The sequence below is a fragment of the Nocardia goodfellowii genome, from assembly GCF_017875645.1.
Classification (GTDB): Bacteria; Actinomycetota; Actinomycetes; order Mycobacteriales; family Mycobacteriaceae; genus Nocardia; species Nocardia goodfellowii.
Map to the genome: position 1 here is coordinate 2,461,863 of NZ_JAGGMR010000001.1, position 15,809 is coordinate 2,477,671.

General features: G+C 68.0%; 16 protein-coding genes. 13 read left to right on the top strand and 3 right to left on the bottom strand.

From position 1 onward, the window contains the following. Window position 1 precedes the first annotated feature (1 nt). Window positions 2–1,642 (top strand): L-glutamate gamma-semialdehyde dehydrogenase, encoded by a 1,641-nt coding sequence (pruA, locus tag BJ987_RS10920; protein ID WP_209887706.1) that lies wholly within the window; start codon window positions 2–4, stop codon window positions 1,640–1,642. Between the two features lie 31 nt (window positions 1,643–1,673). After that, window positions 1,674–2,630: a proline dehydrogenase family protein gene (locus tag BJ987_RS10925; RefSeq protein ID WP_209898178.1), complete on the top strand. Its 957-nt coding sequence runs from the start codon at window positions 1,674–1,676 to the stop codon at window positions 2,628–2,630. On the opposite strand, the gene BJ987_RS10930 is transcribed toward BJ987_RS10925, so the two are convergent. Next, window positions 2,631–3,494 (bottom strand): oxygenase MpaB family protein, encoded by an 864-nt coding sequence (locus BJ987_RS10930; RefSeq protein WP_209887708.1) that lies wholly within the window; start codon window positions 3,492–3,494, stop codon window positions 2,631–2,633. It lies immediately after the preceding gene. 121 nt (window positions 3,495–3,615) lie between these two features. On the opposite strand from BJ987_RS10930, the gene BJ987_RS10935 reads away from it, so the two are divergent. Beyond that, window positions 3,616–4,251, top strand: a complete 636-nt coding sequence (locus tag BJ987_RS10935) for a TetR/AcrR family transcriptional regulator (RefSeq protein ID WP_209887711.1) — start codon at window positions 3,616–3,618, stop codon at window positions 4,249–4,251. Here BJ987_RS10935 and BJ987_RS10940 read toward each other — a convergent pair. After that, window positions 4,248–5,114, bottom strand: coding sequence for an oxygenase MpaB family protein (locus BJ987_RS10940; protein ID WP_209887715.1), 867 nt, complete (start codon window positions 5,112–5,114; stop codon window positions 4,248–4,250). The two genes, BJ987_RS10935 and BJ987_RS10940, sit on opposite strands and share 4 nt — an antisense overlap. A gap of 158 nt (window positions 5,115–5,272) precedes the next feature. Here BJ987_RS10940 and BJ987_RS10945 point away from each other — a divergent pair, with 158 nt between their 5' ends. After that, window positions 5,273–6,676: an acyl-CoA synthetase gene (locus BJ987_RS10945; protein WP_209898180.1), complete on the top strand. Its 1,404-nt coding sequence runs from the start codon at window positions 5,273–5,275 to the stop codon at window positions 6,674–6,676. Between the two features lie 50 nt (window positions 6,677–6,726). On the opposite strand, the gene dapD is transcribed toward BJ987_RS10945, so the two are convergent. Then, the gene (dapD, locus tag BJ987_RS10950; protein ID WP_209887718.1) at window positions 6,727–7,674 is read right to left on the bottom strand and encodes a 2,3,4,5-tetrahydropyridine-2,6-dicarboxylate N-succinyltransferase; all 948 of its coding nucleotides are present in this window, start codon (window positions 7,672–7,674) and stop codon (window positions 6,727–6,729) included. 121 nt (window positions 7,675–7,795) lie between these two features. Between dapD and BJ987_RS10955 the strand changes: the two genes are divergently transcribed. From BJ987_RS10955 to BJ987_RS10995, 9 genes are all read left to right on the top strand, one after another. Beyond that, on the top strand, window positions 7,796–8,182 hold the full coding sequence (locus BJ987_RS10955) for a VOC family protein (protein ID WP_209887721.1): 387 nt from the start codon (window positions 7,796–7,798) through the stop codon (window positions 8,180–8,182). Between the two features lie 21 nt (window positions 8,183–8,203). Beyond that, entirely contained in the window at window positions 8,204–8,764 is a 561-nt protein-coding gene (locus BJ987_RS10960; RefSeq protein ID WP_209887723.1) for a PadR family transcriptional regulator, read from the top strand. Between the two features lie 54 nt (window positions 8,765–8,818). Beyond that, the gene (dapE, locus tag BJ987_RS10965) at window positions 8,819–9,916 is read left to right on the top strand and encodes a succinyl-diaminopimelate desuccinylase (protein WP_209887727.1); all 1,098 of its coding nucleotides are present in this window, start codon (window positions 8,819–8,821) and stop codon (window positions 9,914–9,916) included. A 230-nt stretch (window positions 9,917–10,146) separates the two neighbouring features. Continuing rightward, a complete protein-coding gene (locus tag BJ987_RS10970; RefSeq protein ID WP_209898182.1) occupies window positions 10,147–10,884 on the top strand; it encodes an LOG family protein in 738 nt (245 codons plus the stop codon). Then, complete coding sequence (locus tag BJ987_RS10975) at window positions 10,878–11,435, top strand: LOG family protein (protein WP_209887730.1); 558 nt, start codon at window positions 10,878–10,880, stop codon at window positions 11,433–11,435. The genes BJ987_RS10970 and BJ987_RS10975 overlap by 7 nt, the downstream gene beginning before the upstream one ends. Before the next feature lie 11 nt (window positions 11,436–11,446). Then, window positions 11,447–13,210, top strand: a complete 1,764-nt coding sequence (locus tag BJ987_RS10980; protein WP_209887733.1) for a long-chain-acyl-CoA synthetase — start codon at window positions 11,447–11,449, stop codon at window positions 13,208–13,210. A gap of 66 nt (window positions 13,211–13,276) precedes the next feature. Further along, window positions 13,277–13,858: a hypothetical protein gene (locus BJ987_RS10985; protein WP_209887736.1), complete on the top strand. Its 582-nt coding sequence runs from the start codon at window positions 13,277–13,279 to the stop codon at window positions 13,856–13,858. A 102-nt stretch (window positions 13,859–13,960) separates the two neighbouring features. Further along, window positions 13,961–14,845 carry a dihydropteroate synthase gene (gene folP / locus BJ987_RS10990; RefSeq protein WP_209887739.1) on the top strand — a complete coding sequence of 295 codons (885 nt, stop codon included), beginning with the start codon at window positions 13,961–13,963 and terminating at the stop codon, window positions 14,843–14,845. Between the two features lie 46 nt (window positions 14,846–14,891). Next, window positions 14,892–15,800, top strand: coding sequence for a glucosyl-3-phosphoglycerate synthase (locus tag BJ987_RS10995; RefSeq protein ID WP_209887742.1), 909 nt, complete (start codon window positions 14,892–14,894; stop codon window positions 15,798–15,800). Window positions 15,801–15,809 lie beyond the last annotated feature (9 nt).

Sequence of the window (15,809 nt, forward strand, 5' to 3'; positions counted from 1 at the left end):
TATGGACGCTGTCACGGTTGTCCCAACTCCCGCGAACGAACCGGTGCACTCGTACGCACCGGGTAGCCGGGAGCGTGCGCTGCTGGTCGCGAAGCTCGCCGAGATCTCCGCCGAATCCGTCGACGTGCCACTGGTGATCGGTGGCAAGCATCGGCCGGGGACCGGTCAGGGGCACGATATCGTCGCGCCGCACCGGCATCGCCACGTCTTGGGGACCTATACCGATACCACTCATTCCGAAGCGCGCGCAGCCATCGACGCGGCGGTCGCGGCCGCACCCGCCTGGCGGGCGATGCCGTTCGACGAACGCGCCGCCGTGCTGCTGCGGGCCGCCGACCTGCTGGCCGGACCGTGGCGGGAAACCGTTGCCGCCGCGACGATGCTGGGCCAGTCGAAGACGGCGCAGCAGGCGGAGATCGACGCGCCGTGCGAGCTGGTCGATTTCTGGCGGTTCAATGTGGCGTTCGCGCGGGACATCCTGGCACAGCAGCCGCAGTCCAGCCCCGGGGTGTGGAACCGCATGGACTATCGGCCGCTGGAAGGGTTCGTCTACGCCATCACGCCGTTCAACTTCACGGCGATCGCGGGCAACCTGCCGACCGCGCCGGCGCTGATGGGCAACACCGTGGTGTGGAAACCGTCACCCACGCAAACGCTTTCGGCGTTCTACACGATGCGGTTGCTGGAGGCGGCGGGGTTGCCGCCCGGCGTGATCAATATGGTGACCGGCGACGGGCTGGCGCTCTCGGAGATCGCGCTGGCCGATCCGCGGCTGGCCGGAATCCATTTCACCGGATCCACCGGGACCTTCCAGCGGCTGTGGCGCGAGGTGGGCACGAATATCGGCCGCTACCAAGGCTATCCGCGGCTGGTCGGGGAGACCGGCGGCAAGGACTTCATCGTCGCGCACGCCTCCGCCGAACCGGATTCCTTGCGCACCGCGCTGATTCGCGGGGCCTACGAGTATCAGGGCCAGAAGTGCTCGGCCGCTTCCCGCGCCTACATTCCGCGTTCGCTGTGGCGGCGGATGGGCGATGAGTTCCTGACGGAGGTCGGGGAACTGACCTACGGAGATGTCGCGGATCTGACGAATTTCGGTGGCGCGGTGATCGATCGGCGGTCCTATGACAAGAATGTCGCCGCCATCGAACGGGCTCGCGACGCCGGGGTGCCCATTCCGGTCGGCGGCGCCTACGACGACAGCGAAGGCTGGTTCGTCCGCCCGACGGTGCTGCTCGCCGACGATCCGCGCGACGAGTCCTTCGGCACCGAATACTTCGGGCCGATCCTGTCGGTGTACGTCTATGACGACGCCGAGCCCGGCTCCTACGCGGCGATACTCGACGAGGTCGAATCCGCCGCACCGTATGCGCTGACCGGCGCGGTTTTCGCCCAGGACCGCGCGGCGGTCGAACAGGCCGGGGCCGCACTGCGATTCGCGGCGGGCAACTTCTACATCAACGACAAGCCGACCGGCGCGGTGGTCGGGCAGCAACCGTTCGGCGGAGCCCGCGCCTCCGGCACCGACGACAAGGCGGGCTCGCCGTTGAACCTGCTGCGCTGGGTCGCGCCGCGCACCATCAAGGAAACGTTCGACCCACCCACCGATTACCGCTACCCGCATATGCGGGTGGCGGAATGAGGCTGTGCGCGCGCCGGAGCGCGGCATGGACATGAATCCGTTGCGGCCCGTGATTCTGGCGGCGGCCGATTCGCCGCGCCTGAAACGCGCGATCACCGGTACGAAGGTCACCGCCGGTATCGTGCGCCGGTTCGTGGCGGGCGAGACCCGCGCGGAATTGCGCCCGGTGATCGGTGACCTGCTGGCGAGCCGTCGCCTGATCAGCGTCGACTTTTTGGGGGAGAACACCACCGATCGCGGGCAGGCGGACGCCATGGTGGCGGAATATCTTTCGTTGATCAAGGATCTGTCGGCGGCGCCGCGGCCGGATCTGCCGGGAATCGGTGCGGCCCCGGTCGAGGTGTCGGTGAAGCTGTCCGCGCTGGGGCAGGCGCTGCCGGTCGACGGCCCCGCCATCGCGGCCGACCATCTGCGCGCCGTGTGCGCGAAGGCCGACGAGGCCGGGGTGTGGGTGACCGTGGACGCCGAGGACCACACCACCACGGACGCGACGCTGTCCACCGTGCGCGAGCTGCGTACCGAATTCCCTTGGCTGGGAGCGGTATTGCAGGCGTACCTGCATCGCACCGAAGCCGATTGCGCGGCACTGTCCGGGCACGGCTCCCGAATCCGGTTGTGTAAGGGCGCCTATCGGGAACCGCGCGAGGTGGCTTTCCAGCGGGCGAGCGAGGTGACCGACTCCTATCTGCGCTGCCTGGAGATCCTGATGCGCGGCGAGGGCTACCCGATGGTCGCCACGCACGACCCGGTGCTGATCCTCGCCGCGGAGCAGCTCACCGCCGAAACCGGCCGCGACATCGGCAATTTCGAACATCAGATGCTCTACGGCATCCGCGACGCCGAGCAGCTGCGGCTGGCCGGCGGCGGTGTCGCGACGCGGGTCTATGTGCCCTACGGCAGCCAGTGGTACGGATATCTCACCCGCAGGCTGGCCGAACGTCCGGCCAATCTGGCCTTCTTCTTACGGGCGCTGGTCAGCAAGAGCTGATCAGACCAGCGGCTTACCGAGGCGGCGGCGGATGCGCATGTCGAGCAGATAGGCGTTCATCGGAAACAGCCGCAACGGTGTGGGTAGCCGGGTGTGCACCGCCGAGATCGCGCGCAGGGCTCGGCGGAAGCGCGCCTCGTCACGCTCGGTCCACACCATCCCCATCTCCTCGCGCAGGTGCTGGGGCAGCAAGGCGGTCACGATGAAGCGCTGCGACCGGGCGAACACCAACTGGACCGGGCGCGGCATCATCTTCAGGTCGATTATGTCGTCGAAGTAGCGGCGCAGTTCGGGCTCGATGGTCTTGGTGGCCAGATTTTCGTCCCAGTACCGCTGGAAGGCGGCGCGGTCGGCCGGCCACATCTCCGGCCGCATCTGCAGCGTCGTGCCGAGCCGCGCGCAGTACTGGTAGAAGGCCTCGGCTTTCGCCGGATCCATCGGGCCGTGCATACGGGTGTGCAGGTCGGCGGTGCCCCAGTAGAGACAGGCCGCCACCCACAGCTGCAGGTTGGGGTCGAAGGCGTTGTACCGCACCGGGCTGGCCGCGGTGGAACGCACCGATCGGTGCGATCCGTTGACGGCATCGCGGTAGGCGGCGCGCTCTTCATCGGTGCCCATGAGTGCGACCGCGAGGTAGGTGAGGGTGGTGCGCAGCCGCTTGACCGGGTGCAGGGTGACCTTGCCGCTGTCGACGGTGCTCTCCAGCACGCCGCGCCCGACGGGGCGCAGGCTGAGTTGCATGATCACGTTGGCCGTGCCGCCGAGGAAGGCGGCGATACCGTCCAGGTGCTGTTGCACGGTGGCCGGTGTGAACGAGATGTAGGCGACCGGTTCGGAGTCGTAGGCGCGATGTGCGGCTGTCATAGCTCTCCATTGAGCGGTGAGACGATTTATATCGAACCTTCTCATCCTCTCGCCACTGTGTCAATGACGATCGCAGGATGTCATCACCTCAGGTCAGCCCAGGGTGGCTAGGGTGGACACCATGGCGAGGCTGACCAAGTTGCTGTCGCTGGTGCGCAGCACCGGCCCCGAGGATCGCAATCAAGCGCGCGTGCTGGACGCGGCGCTGATGGCATTCCTCGACTTCGGAATCAAACGCACCAGCATGGTCGAGGTGGCCCGGCGCTGCGGGTTGTCCCTGGCCACGCTCTACCGGCGCTTCGCCAGCAAATCCGATTTGATCCAGGCGGTCGCCCTGCGGCAGACCCGCGAATTCATCGACGAGGTGGACGCGGTGCTGCAGCGTCAGGTCGACCGCGACGCCAGCGCCGAGGATCAGATCGTCGAACTGTTCGCCGCCTTCCTCACCGGCCTGCGCGAGAACAAGCTGCTGCACCGATTGCTGGCCACCGAACCGGAATTCGTGCTGCCGTTCCTCACCACTCAGGGTGCGCCGATCATCGAGCTGGGCCGCGACTACCTGGCCGAGTTCGTCACCCGGCTGCAGGCGGAAGGCAAACTGCCGGAATATGATCCGGCGCCGCTGTCGGAAATGATCGCCCGCACAGCGGTATCGCTGGCGCTCACGCCGCAGACGGTGATCCCGCTCGGCGACGACGCCGCGATCCGGCAATTCGCCCGCGACCACGTGGTGGTGTCGTTCCGGGTGCCGAGCTAGACCAGCCGCAAGCCCAGCCGCCGGCGCAGCCGGAAGTCGGCCAGGTAGGCGTTGACCGGAAACATCCGGACCGTCCTGGGCATTCGGCCCGAAACGGCGCCGATGCCGTGCAGCAGGGTTTCCAGGAGCTGATCGTCGAAGGCGCTCCAGCGCATATCCATCTGCGCGCGCAGCTGCGGCGGCAGCATGCCGGTGACCACCCAGCGGTGGAATCGGGCGAACGGCAATCGCGCGGGCAGCGGCAGCATCTTCAGGTCGATCAGGTCATCGAAATAGGCGCGGACCGGTGGGTCGATCCGGGTGCGCGCCAGCTGCCCGGTCCAGTACGCGTCGAAGGCGGCGCGGTCGGCGGGCCACATCTCCGGGCGCATCTGCAAGGTGGTGCCGAGCCGGGCGGCGAAATAGTAGAAGGCGTCCGCGGCCTGCTCGTCCATCGGGCCGTGCAGGCGCTCGTACATGTCACGCGCGCCCCAGTACAGGCAGGCCGCCACCCACAGCTGCAATGTCGGGTCGAAGGCGTTGTACCGCACCGGACTCGCCGCGGTGGAGCGGACCGCCCGATGCGCGCGATTCACGGCGTCCCGGTAGGCCGCGCGTTCCTCCTCGTCGCCGAGCATGGCGACCGACAGGTAGGTGACCGTGGTGCGCAACCGTTTGATCGGATGCAGCGTCACTTTGCCGCTGTCGACGGTGCTTTCCACCACCCCGTAGCCGACCGGTGGTTGCGCGAGTTGCATGATCACGTTCGCGGCGGCTCCGAAGAAGGCGGTGGCGCCGTCGAGGTACTGGGCGATATCGAAATCCGTGCCGGGTGCCTCGAGGGGCGGCGCCGAATCGCGCGCGGCGGGAAGCGGATTGGTCATGATCGACCTCGTTCTCGTCGTTGAGAAGGTTATGCATCAACGTTCTCACTGCCTCGTGAGAGTGTCAACGGTCACAGGCGAGCCGCCGTCGAACCGTAGTGCGCGTGGTGGCGTTTCGCGGCGCGCAGTAGCGTGGTCGGGTGTCCTACGGCCCGCCACTGCTGCTTCGCTCGCTGAACCCGCTCGCTGTCGCCGCCGGGGCGGATATCCCCGACGCGGTCACCATCGACGGAGTGACGCTCTCGCGCGGCGATCTCCTGGGCGCGGCGACCTCGGTGGCGGAGCGCATCGCCCGCGCGGAGCGGGTCGCGGTGCTGGCCGAGCCGACCGTGCCGACGGTGCTCGCGGTGATCGGCTGCCTGATCGCGGGTGTCACCGTGGTGCCCGTGCCGCCCGATTCCGGCAGCGCCGAACTGGCGCACATCCTGCGGGATTCCGGGGCGCAGGCATGGCTCGGTGCGGCCCCGGCGGGGACGGACCTGCCCGTGGTTCCCGTACGGGTGCACGCGCGCTCCTGGCATACCTATCCCGAACCCGACCCGGCCACTACGGCTTTCGTGCTCTACACCTCCGGTACCACCGGTCCGCCGAAGGGCGTGGTGCTCAACCGCGGCGCCATAGCCGCCGGACTGGACGCGCTCGCCGAAGCCTGGGCCTGGACGCCGAATGATGTTCTGGTGCACGGACTTCCGCTGTTCCACGTGCACGGCCTGATCCTCGGACTGCTCGGCCCGCTGCGGGTGGGCAGCCCGCTGATCCACACCGGCAAACCCACCCCGCAGGCGTACGCCGCGGCCCGCGGCACCCTGTACTTCGGGGTTCCCACCGTATGGTCACGCGTCGTCGAAGATCCTGATAGCGCAAGGAGATTGGCGCACGCGCGCCTGCTCGTCTCGGGTAGCGCGCCGTTGCCGGTGCCGGTCTTCGAAAAGTTGCGTGAGCTCACGGGACACGCGCCGATCGAGCGCTACGGCATGAGCGAAACCATGATCACCCTGTCCACCCGCGCCGACGGCGAGCGCCGCCCGGGCTGGGTGGGCACCCCGGTGGCCGGTGTCCGGACCCGGCTCCGGGACGAGGCGGGCAACGATGTCCCCCATGACGGTGAAAGCATTGGGAGCCTGCAAGTCTCGGGCCCCATGCTGTTCGACGGTTACCTCGACCGGCCCGACGCCACCGCCGACAGCTGGACCGCCGACGGCTGGTTCAAAACCGGCGACGTCGCGGCCATCGACGCCGCGGGCTATCACCGCATCGTCGGCCGCGAATCCGTCGACCTGATCAAATCCGGCGGCTACCGGATCGGCGCGGGCGAAATCGAAACCGCCCTGCTCGGCCACCCCGCGGTCGCCGAAGCCGCGGTGGTCGGCGTACCCGACCCCGATCTCGGCCAGCGCGTCGTCGCCTTCGTCGTCCTGGGTGCCGCCGCCACCGAGCAGGAGCTGATCGCCTATGTGGGCGAACAGCTTTCAGCGCACAAGCGCCCGCGCGAGGTCCGCATCGTGGACTCGCTGCCGCGTAATGCGATGGGCAAGGTACAGAAGAAGCTGCTGGGGTCTTGACCTCGGCGAACGCCCACCGGAGGTAACCGGTGGGCGTTCGCGTCGGGGACTCAGTCGTTGGCGTGCAGCGCCGCGTTGAGCTCGATACCGGTGCCCTTGCGGGGCACTACTTCGACCGCGCCGGTCTGCGAGTTGCGGCGGAAGAGCAGGTTGTTCTGGCCGCTCAGGGCCGCGGCCTTGACGATGGTGCCGTCCGGGGTGCTGACTTTGGTCCCGGCGGTCAGGTACAGGCCGGATTCCAGGATGCAGTCGTCGCCGAGCGGAATCCCGAGACCGGAATTGGCGCCGAGCAGTGAGCGCTCGCCGATGGAGATGATCGTGGTGCCGCCGCCGGACAGGGTGCCCATGGTGGACGCGCCGCCACCGATGTCGGAACCCTCGCCCACCACGACGCCGGCCGAGATGCGGCCTTCGACCATGGAGTTGCCGAGGGTACCGGCGTTGAAGTTCACGAAGCCCTCGTGCATGACGGTGGTGCCGGCGGCCAGGTGCGCGCCGAGGCGGACCCGATCGGCGTCGCCGATGCGGACGCCGGAGGGCACCACGTAGTCGACCATGCGCGGAAACTTGTCGACGCTGTAGACGGTGACCGGGCCGCGGACGCGCAGCTTGGCGCGCACCATCTCGAAACCCTCGACGGCGGCCGGGCCGTGATTGGTCCACACGACATTGCTGAGCAGGCCGAACTGGCCGTCCAGGCTGACCTCGTGCGGCTTGACGAGGCGATGCGAGAGCAGGTGCAGGCGCAGGTACACGTCGTGCGCGTCGACCGGGGCGGCCGACAGATCCGCGATGGTGGTGCGCACCGCGATCACGTCGACACCGCGGGCGTCGTCGTAACCCAGCAGTGCCGCGAACTCGGCGGGCGCGTCTTCCAGGCGCTTGCTGCCGGTCTCGGCGAACTCGCCGAGTTCCGGACTCGGGTACCAGGTGTCCAGGACGGTTCCGTCCGCGGTCACATTGGCGATACCGACTGCTGCTGCTCCCTGAATGCTCACGTCAGAAGAGGTTACCCACTGTTCCGGTGCGATGGTCAGCTACCTCCGCCGGAGTAGCCAAACTTGGCTACTTGAGCTACGCTGAGGCTGCTTAGTCAAATTTGGTTAGTTAGGAGTTCGCATGTCCTCTGTGATTCCGTACGTGATGGTCGACGACGCCACTGTCTTCCGTGCGTTCCTGGAACAGGTCTTCCACGCCGAGGTGCCCACGCTGGTGCCGTTGGCCGACGACCCGAAGCGGGTGATCCACGCGGAGGCGCGAATCGGCGAAAGCTCGGTGTTCTTCGCCGATTCCGGCGCCGACGGCGGCCGCTGCCTGCGTTCGCCCACCGAGCCGGTGCATGTTCAGTTGTGGGCCCAGGTGCCCGACCCCGAAGTAGTCCACGACCGGGCGGTGGCCGCGGGCGCACGCTCGGCCGCACCGGTCACCGGCCAGGATGACGGCAGCCGGATGGGCGGCTTCGTCGACCCGTTCGGCACACTGTGGTGGGTCACCACACCGGCCTGAGATCCGAACTGGAGGTTCCCCGTGACGGCGGTTCGACTGCTCGTGCTCGGCGCGGTCCGGCGCCGCGGCCGTGTGCACGGCTACCAGGTGCGTGCCGATCTGGAGTCCTGGGGCGCGCACGAATGGGCGAGAGCCGCTTCGGGTTCGGTGTACCACGCGCTGAAGTCGCTGACCAAGGACGAATTGCTGCGGGTGCACGACACCAGCCCGAGCGAAGCGGGCGGACCGCCGCGCATGGAATACGAAATCACCCCCGAGGGCGAGCAGGCTTACCTGCAACTGCTGCGCTCGGCGCTGGCCCACCGCGACCCGCGCCTGGACCTGCTCGCCGCGGCGGTCGGCTTCATCGACGACCTCCCGCGCGCCGACGCCGTCGCCCTGCTGCGCGAGCGAGCCCGGGAACTGGGCGAGTGGCGCGCGAGCATCACCACGCACCTGCCCCCGGACACCGACCTCGACACCTGGGGCCCGGTCGGCGAAGTCCTCGGCCTGTGGCTCGACACCGCCGATACCCGCGCCGCCTGGACCGAGCGTCTGATCGGCAGGCTGGAGGGTGGCGCGTTCACGATGGCCGACGACTAGCTGCACCGCAGCGGCTCCCGACTGGGCGCGGCGACCGGGTCGTAGGCTGGGCGGGTGAACCTCGACCTGTCTGCCGATCCCATCGCGCTCACCGCGGCCCTAGTCGATATCCCCAGCGTTTCGCTGGATGAGCAGGCCATCGCGGACGCGGTCGAGCGGGCGCTACGGGAGCAGACGACCGGGTTCGAAGTGCTGCGGCACGGCAATGTCGTGCTGGCGCGGACGAACCGGGGGCTGCCGACGCGCGTGCTCCTGGCCGGGCACCTGGACACCGTGCCGATCGCCGACAATGTGCCGAGCCGGTTCGAGCAGGACGCGTCGGGGGAGCGGGTGCTGTACGGATGCGGCACCGTCGATATGAAGTCGGGGGACGCGGTGTTCCTGCATCTGGCCGCGACCATCACCGACCCGGTCCACGATTTGACGCTGATCTTCTACGACGGCGAGGAGATCGCCGCGAAGTACAACGGCCTCGGGCACATCGAACGGGAACTGCCGGAATGGCTGGCGGGAGATCTGGCGATTCTCGGTGAACCCTCCGGGGGCTGGATCGAGGCGGGTTGCCAGGGCACGATGCGGGTGCGGTTGCGCACCACGGGCGTGCGCGCGCATTCGGCACGGGCGTGGAAGGGGGACAACGCGATCCACCGATTGGCTCCCATCCTGGCGCGACTGGCGGACTACCGGGCGCGGGAAGTCGACATCGATGGCTGTGTCTACCGGGAAGGCCTGTCCGCGGTGCGGGTCGCCGGTGGCGTGGCGGGCAATGTCATCCCGGATGCCGCCGAGGTGGACGTGAATTTCCGCTTCGCCCCGGATCGTTCCGTGGACCAGGCCACCGAGCACGTTCGCGAGGTCTTCGACGGACTCGACCTCGACTTCGAGGTCACCGACTCCGCTCCCGGCGCGCTGCCCGGCCTCACCGCGCCGGCCGCGAAGGGCTTGATCGACTCGGTCAACAGCCACGGCGGCGGCGGTGTGCGCGCCAAATACGGCTGGACCGACGTCTCCCGCTTCGCCGCCCGCGGCATTCCCGCCGTCAACTTCGGGCCCGGCGATCCCAACCTCGCGCACAAGCGGGACGAGCACTGCCCGACCGCGCAGATCACCGCCGTCACCGCCATGCTGCGCACGTACCTGACCGGCGCCTGATCCGATGCCGGCCGCGACCACCCCGCGCGGTCGAATCGCCCGGCGGTAGCGTGGAGCGCATGTCCAGCGACGCTGCCGAACCCGAGGTTGCCAGTCCGCCGGTAGCCGGGACCCCGGCTCCGAACCCACCCGCCCAGCCGGCCATCGGCGCTCCGGTCGACACCGCGCCGGTCGCCAGTGGCCCGGTGCCGGGCCTGCCGAAATCCACACCGAAGATGCGAGGGCCGATCATGTTCCGGCGTGATCGGAAACCGGGGCTGCGCACCGCCGATCAGAACCTGCTCGACGATCACGGGCCCAGCGACTGGGTGCACACCGATCCGTGGCGGGTGCTGCGCATCCAGTCCGAGTTCGTGGAGGGCTTCGGGGCACTGGCGGAGGTGCCACCGGCGGTGTCGGTATTCGGTTCCGCGCGTACGCCCGTCGGCACGCCGGAGTATCAGGCGGGCATGGCGATCGGCGCCGCGCTGGCCAAAGCCCGGTTCGCGGTGATCACCGGTGGTGGTCCGGGCGCGATGGAGGCGGTGAATCGGGGCGCTTCTGAGGCGGGCGGGTATTCGATCGGACTCGGCATCGAGTTGCCGTTCGAGCAGAGTCTGAACGAGTGGGTCGATCTCGGCATCAACTTCCGGTACTTCTTCGCGCGCAAGACCATGTTCGTGAAGTACTCCCAGGCTTTCGTTTGTCTCCCAGGCGGTTTCGGCACTTTGGACGAACTGTTCGAGGCGCTCACCCTGGTGCAGACCCGCAAGATCACGCGCTTCCCGATCATCCTGTTCGGCACCAAATACTGGTCCGGCCTGATGGATTGGCTGCGCGAATCGCTCGGCGGCTCCGGCAAGATCGGCCCGGGTGATCTGGACCTGCTGCACCTCACCGACAGCGTCGAGGAGGTGGTGTCGATCATCACCGGCAATGCGGTGGCGGGCGGGGCGGCAGAGGCGACCGGTGCGGAGGATCTGTGGTGAGTGAGCCTGTGGTGCGGCCCTATTCGGTATGTGTGTACTGCTCGGCGAGCACCGCGGATACCGACTACCTGACATTGGCCGCGCAGGTCGGCACCGAGATCGCGAGCCGCGGGTGGCAATTGGTGTCCGGAGGCGGGCACGTGTCGATGATGGGCGCGGTCGCGACCGCCGCCCGCGCGGGTGGGGCGAACACCATCGGCGTGATCCCGAAACACCTGGTGCACAAGGAAGTCGCCGATACCGACGCCGACGAACTGGTCGTCACCGACACCATGCGGCAGCGCAAGCAGGTCATGGAGGACCGCGCCGACGCCTTCCTCACCCTGCCCGGCGGCATCGGCACGCTCGAGGAATTCTTCGAAACCTGGACGGGCGGATATCTGGGCCAGCACGACAAGCCGGTGGTGCTGCTGGACCCGAACGGCTTCTACCGCGGCCTGTTCGACTGGATCGACGAGCTCTATCAGCGAAAGTTCGTGCCGCAGCCCGCTTTGGATCGGATCACAGTGGCTAACACCTTGGCAGAGGCCTTCGCGGCTCTGAAACCCTGAGGAGAACTGCTGTGAGCGAGACACCTACGACCGTGAGCCTGTTCGATCTGGCGAAGGCATTGCCCCGCATGGCATTCGACGCACCGTCGATGCTGCGCGGGGCGAAGGGCATGCTGGTGCGTGGGGACGACAAGGCCTCGGTGGGCCGATACTTCCAGCGCAAAGCGCATCGTCATCCGGACCGGATCTTCCTGCGGTTCGAAGGTGAGAAGTTCACCTACCGCGCGGCCAACGCCGAGGTGAACCGGTACGCGCACGTACTCGCCGACCGCGGCGTCAGCCGGGGTGACGTGGTGGGTGTGCTGATGACCAATCGCCCCGAAACCCTGTTCGTGGCGCTGGCGGTGGTCAAGCTCGGCGCTACCGTGGGCCTGCTCAACTACAACCAGCGCGACGAGGTGCTCACGCACAGCTTCGGCCTGCTCGACAGTGTGCTCGACGTGATCGGCGAGGATTGCCGGGAGGCGTTCGACTCGCTCGCGGAAAAACCGTCGAAGGTGTTGTTCGGCAATGAGCTGCGCGAGGCCGCCCGCACCGCCGACGACTCGGATCCGGCGGTCTGCGAGCAGGTCACCGCACGCGAACGCGCTTTCCTGATCTTCACCTCCGGCACCACCGGTATGCCCAAGGCCAGCGTGATGACGCATCGGCGCTGGACCCAATCCATGGCCGGACTCGGTGGTCTGGGCGTGCGGCTGCACGGCGATGACGCTCTGTACTGCTGCCTGCCGCTCTATCACAACAACGCGCTCACGGTCGCGCTGTCGTCGGTGCTGGCGAACAACGCCACCTACGTGCTGGGCCACAAGTTCTCGGCATCCGGGTTCTGGGACGAGGTCATCCGCGAGGAAGCCACCGCGTTCATCTACATCGGCGAGCTGTGCCGCTATCTGCTGAACCAGCCGGCCAAGCCGACCGACCGGCAGCACCGGGTCCGGCTCGCCGTCGGCAACGGCCTGCGCCCGGAACTGTGGGACGAGTTCAAACGCCGCTTCGGCATCGACCGGATCGTCGAGTTCTACGGTGCCAGTGAGGCTCCCGTCGCGTTCGTCAACGCGTTCGGTGTGGACCGCACCGCCGGATTCACGGTGTTGCCGTACGCGATCGTGGAGTACGACGACGAGAACGGCTCGGTCAAGCGCGATGCGAACGGCAGGTTGCGCCGGGTTGAGCCGGGCGGCGTCGGTCTGCTGCTCGCCAAGGTCACCAGCCGGCAGCCCTTCGACGGCTACACCGACGCGGACGCCACCGAATCCAAGGTGGTACGCGACGCTTTCAAGGACGGCGACGCCTGGTTCGACACCGGCGACCTGGTGCGCGATCAGGGCTGGGGCCATATCGCCTTCGTCGACCGGCTCGGCGACACTTTCCGCTGGAAGGGGGAGAACGTGGCCACCACGCAGGTCGAAGGCGCATTGAACAAGCACGACGCCATCGAGGCGGCCGTTGTCTTCGGCGTCGACCTCCCCGGCGCCGACGGTAAGGCGGGCATGGCCGCGATCACCTTGCGCGACAACGCCGAATTCGACGGCAAGGCGCTCGCCGACCTGGCCTACGACCAGTTGCCCGGCTACGCGGTGCCACTGTTCATCCGGGTGGTCTCCGCGCTGGAACAGACCTCGACCTTCAAGAGCCGCAAAGTCGACCTCCGCAAACAGGGCTACCAGCCGGACGACGACACCGATCTCTATGTTCTGTCGGGGCGTGCGAAGGGATATATCCCCTTCTACGAGGACTATCCCGACGAGGTAGCGGCACGCCGCGCGCCGGAGTAGTGCCACCCGTTGGGGCGAGATTGCTTGCCGCTATCTCGTAGCTACCGGACTGTAGCGTCCATCGGCATGACAGAAACGCAGAGAACTCACACCGTCATGCGTAACTCCGTGATTTCCGCGAGCCTGCTCGCGTCGCTTGCCGCAGCTTGCGTGGCGCTGGGTGGGGTAGCCCAGGCCGCCCCGATCCTAAGCATCCCGTCAGGCAGCAGTGCCGCCCAGCCCGAGGACGAAGCCACCACAGATAACGAAGGCGGCGTCAAGGACGACAGCGGCAAGCCCAAGGAAGGCGCGGTCGGAGAGGCCGGCACCGCGGGCACGGCTCGAGAGCAGAGCGACGAGACCGGCACTGCCGACGGGAGCCGTGCTGCGGACGAGAGCGGTACTGCTCAGGAGAGCGGCACGGCTGGCCAGAGCAACAGTATCGATCAGAGCGGCACGGCTGACCAGAGCGGTACAGCCGACCAGAGCAACAGCATCGATCAGGGCGGCACGGCTCACCAGAGCGGTACAGCCGACCAGAGCAACAGCGTCGACCAGGGCGCCACCGCCGGCCAGAGCAACAGCATCGACCAAAACGGCACCGCCCGGCAGAGCGGTACTGCCGATGAGAACGGCGTCGCCCAGCAGAACGGCACCACCGTTCGGTAAAGCGGAATCCTGTTCAGCGATGCGGCCCGGATGCGTGATGCGCATCCGGGCCGCATCGTCCCGTAGATCTTGATGGGCTGCCCGCTGGGTACAGTCAAGGTCATGTTCAGCCCCGCCGTAGAGCCGCTTCCCACTCTCTGCGGCAAGCCGGTACAGACGGATCGGGCGCTGGTGATGGCGATCGTGAATCGCACCCCCGATTCGTTCTACGACCGGGGCGCGACCTTCAGTGACGCGGCCGCGATGGACGCCGTCGCCCGCGCGGTGCGGGAGGGCGCCGACCTGGTCGACATCGGCGGAGTGAAGGCGGGCCCCGGCGATCTGGTGGACGCCGCCGAAGAAGCGCGCCGCGTGGTCCCGTTTGTCGCGGCGATTCGCGCCGACTATCCCCAGCTATTGATCAGCGTGGATACCTGGCGCGGTGATGTGGCGGCCGCCGCGGTGGCGGCGGGCGCGGACCTGATCAACGACACCTGGGCGGGCGCCGATCCGGAGCTGGTGCGGGTGGCCGCGGAGCTGGGCGCGGGAATCGTGTGCAGTCACACCGGCGGGGCGGTGCCGCGGACCCGCCCGCATCGAGTCCGGTACGCCGATGTGGTCGCCGAAGTGACCGAGACCGTGGTGAACGCGGCCGAGCGGGCGCTCGCCGCCGGGGTGCGCCGGGACTCGATCCTGATCGATCCGACCCACGATTTCGGTAAGAACACCTATCACGGGCTCGAGTTGTTGCGAGCAGTGGACGTTCTCGTAAATACCGGATGGCCGGTGTTGATGGCGCTGAGCAATAAGGATTTCATCGGGGAGACTCTAGGTGTAGAGCTAACCGAGCGATTGGAGGGCACATTGGCAGCAACCGCATGGTCCGCGGCCGCAGGCGCCCGAGTTTTCCGAGTCCACGAAGTTGCCGCGACCCGCCGCGTGGTCGACATGATCGCCGCTATCCAGGGCATCCGGCCCCCCGCACGAACATTGCGAGGTCTGGTATGAGGTTCAGCAATCACCGTCCGCCCGTCGTAACCTCGGGAGGCTCGGCATGACGATCAATACCTGGGACAACCCCGACTGGCCGGTCGAAGAACTGGTCGCCGCCAAGGGGGGCCGCACCGTCTCGGTCGTGCTGCCCGCCCTGAACGAGGAAGCCACCGTCGCCGACGTGGTCGCGAGCATCCGTCCGCTGCTGGGCACACTGGTCGACGAGCTGATCGTGCTCGACTCCGGTTCCACCGATGCCACGGCCGAACGGGCGCGTGCCGCCGGCGCCGAGGTCGTCACGCGGGAACAGGCCGTGCCCGAATTGGAACCGATGCCGGGCAAGGGCGAGGTGCTGTGGCGCTCGCTGGCCGTCGCCGGCGGTGACCTGATCGCCTTCGTCGACTCCGACCTGATCGACCCCGACCCGGCCTTCGTACCGAAGTTGCTGGGGCCCTTGCTGACTGTGGACGACATGCAGTTGGTCAAGGCCTACTATCGTCGTCCGCTGCGCCAGGGTGGCGCGACCGACGCGCACGGCGGCGGCCGCGTTACCGAACTCGTCGCGCGACCCCTGCTGGCCGCCCTGCGCCCCGAGCTGTCCCAGGTGCTGCAGCCGCTGGGCGGCGAATACGCGGGCAGCAGGGAACTTCTCACGTCCGTCCCGTTCGCGCCGGGGTACGGCGTCGAAATCGGTTTGCTGCTGGACACTTACGATCGGCTCGGCCTGGAAGCCATCGGTCAGGTCAACCTCGGTGTCCGGACGCATCGCAACCGCCCCCTCGCCGACCTCGGTGTCATGTCCCGGCAGATCCTGGGCACCGTGCTCGGCCGCAGCGGCGTGCAGGACTCCGGCGCCGCGCTCACCCAATTCCCTTTGGTGGGCGACGCTTTCACCGCCCAGAGCACCGAGGTGTCGCTCACCGATCGGCCGCCGATGAACACCCTGCGCCCGACCCGCGTCGCCGCCTGACTCAGCGGC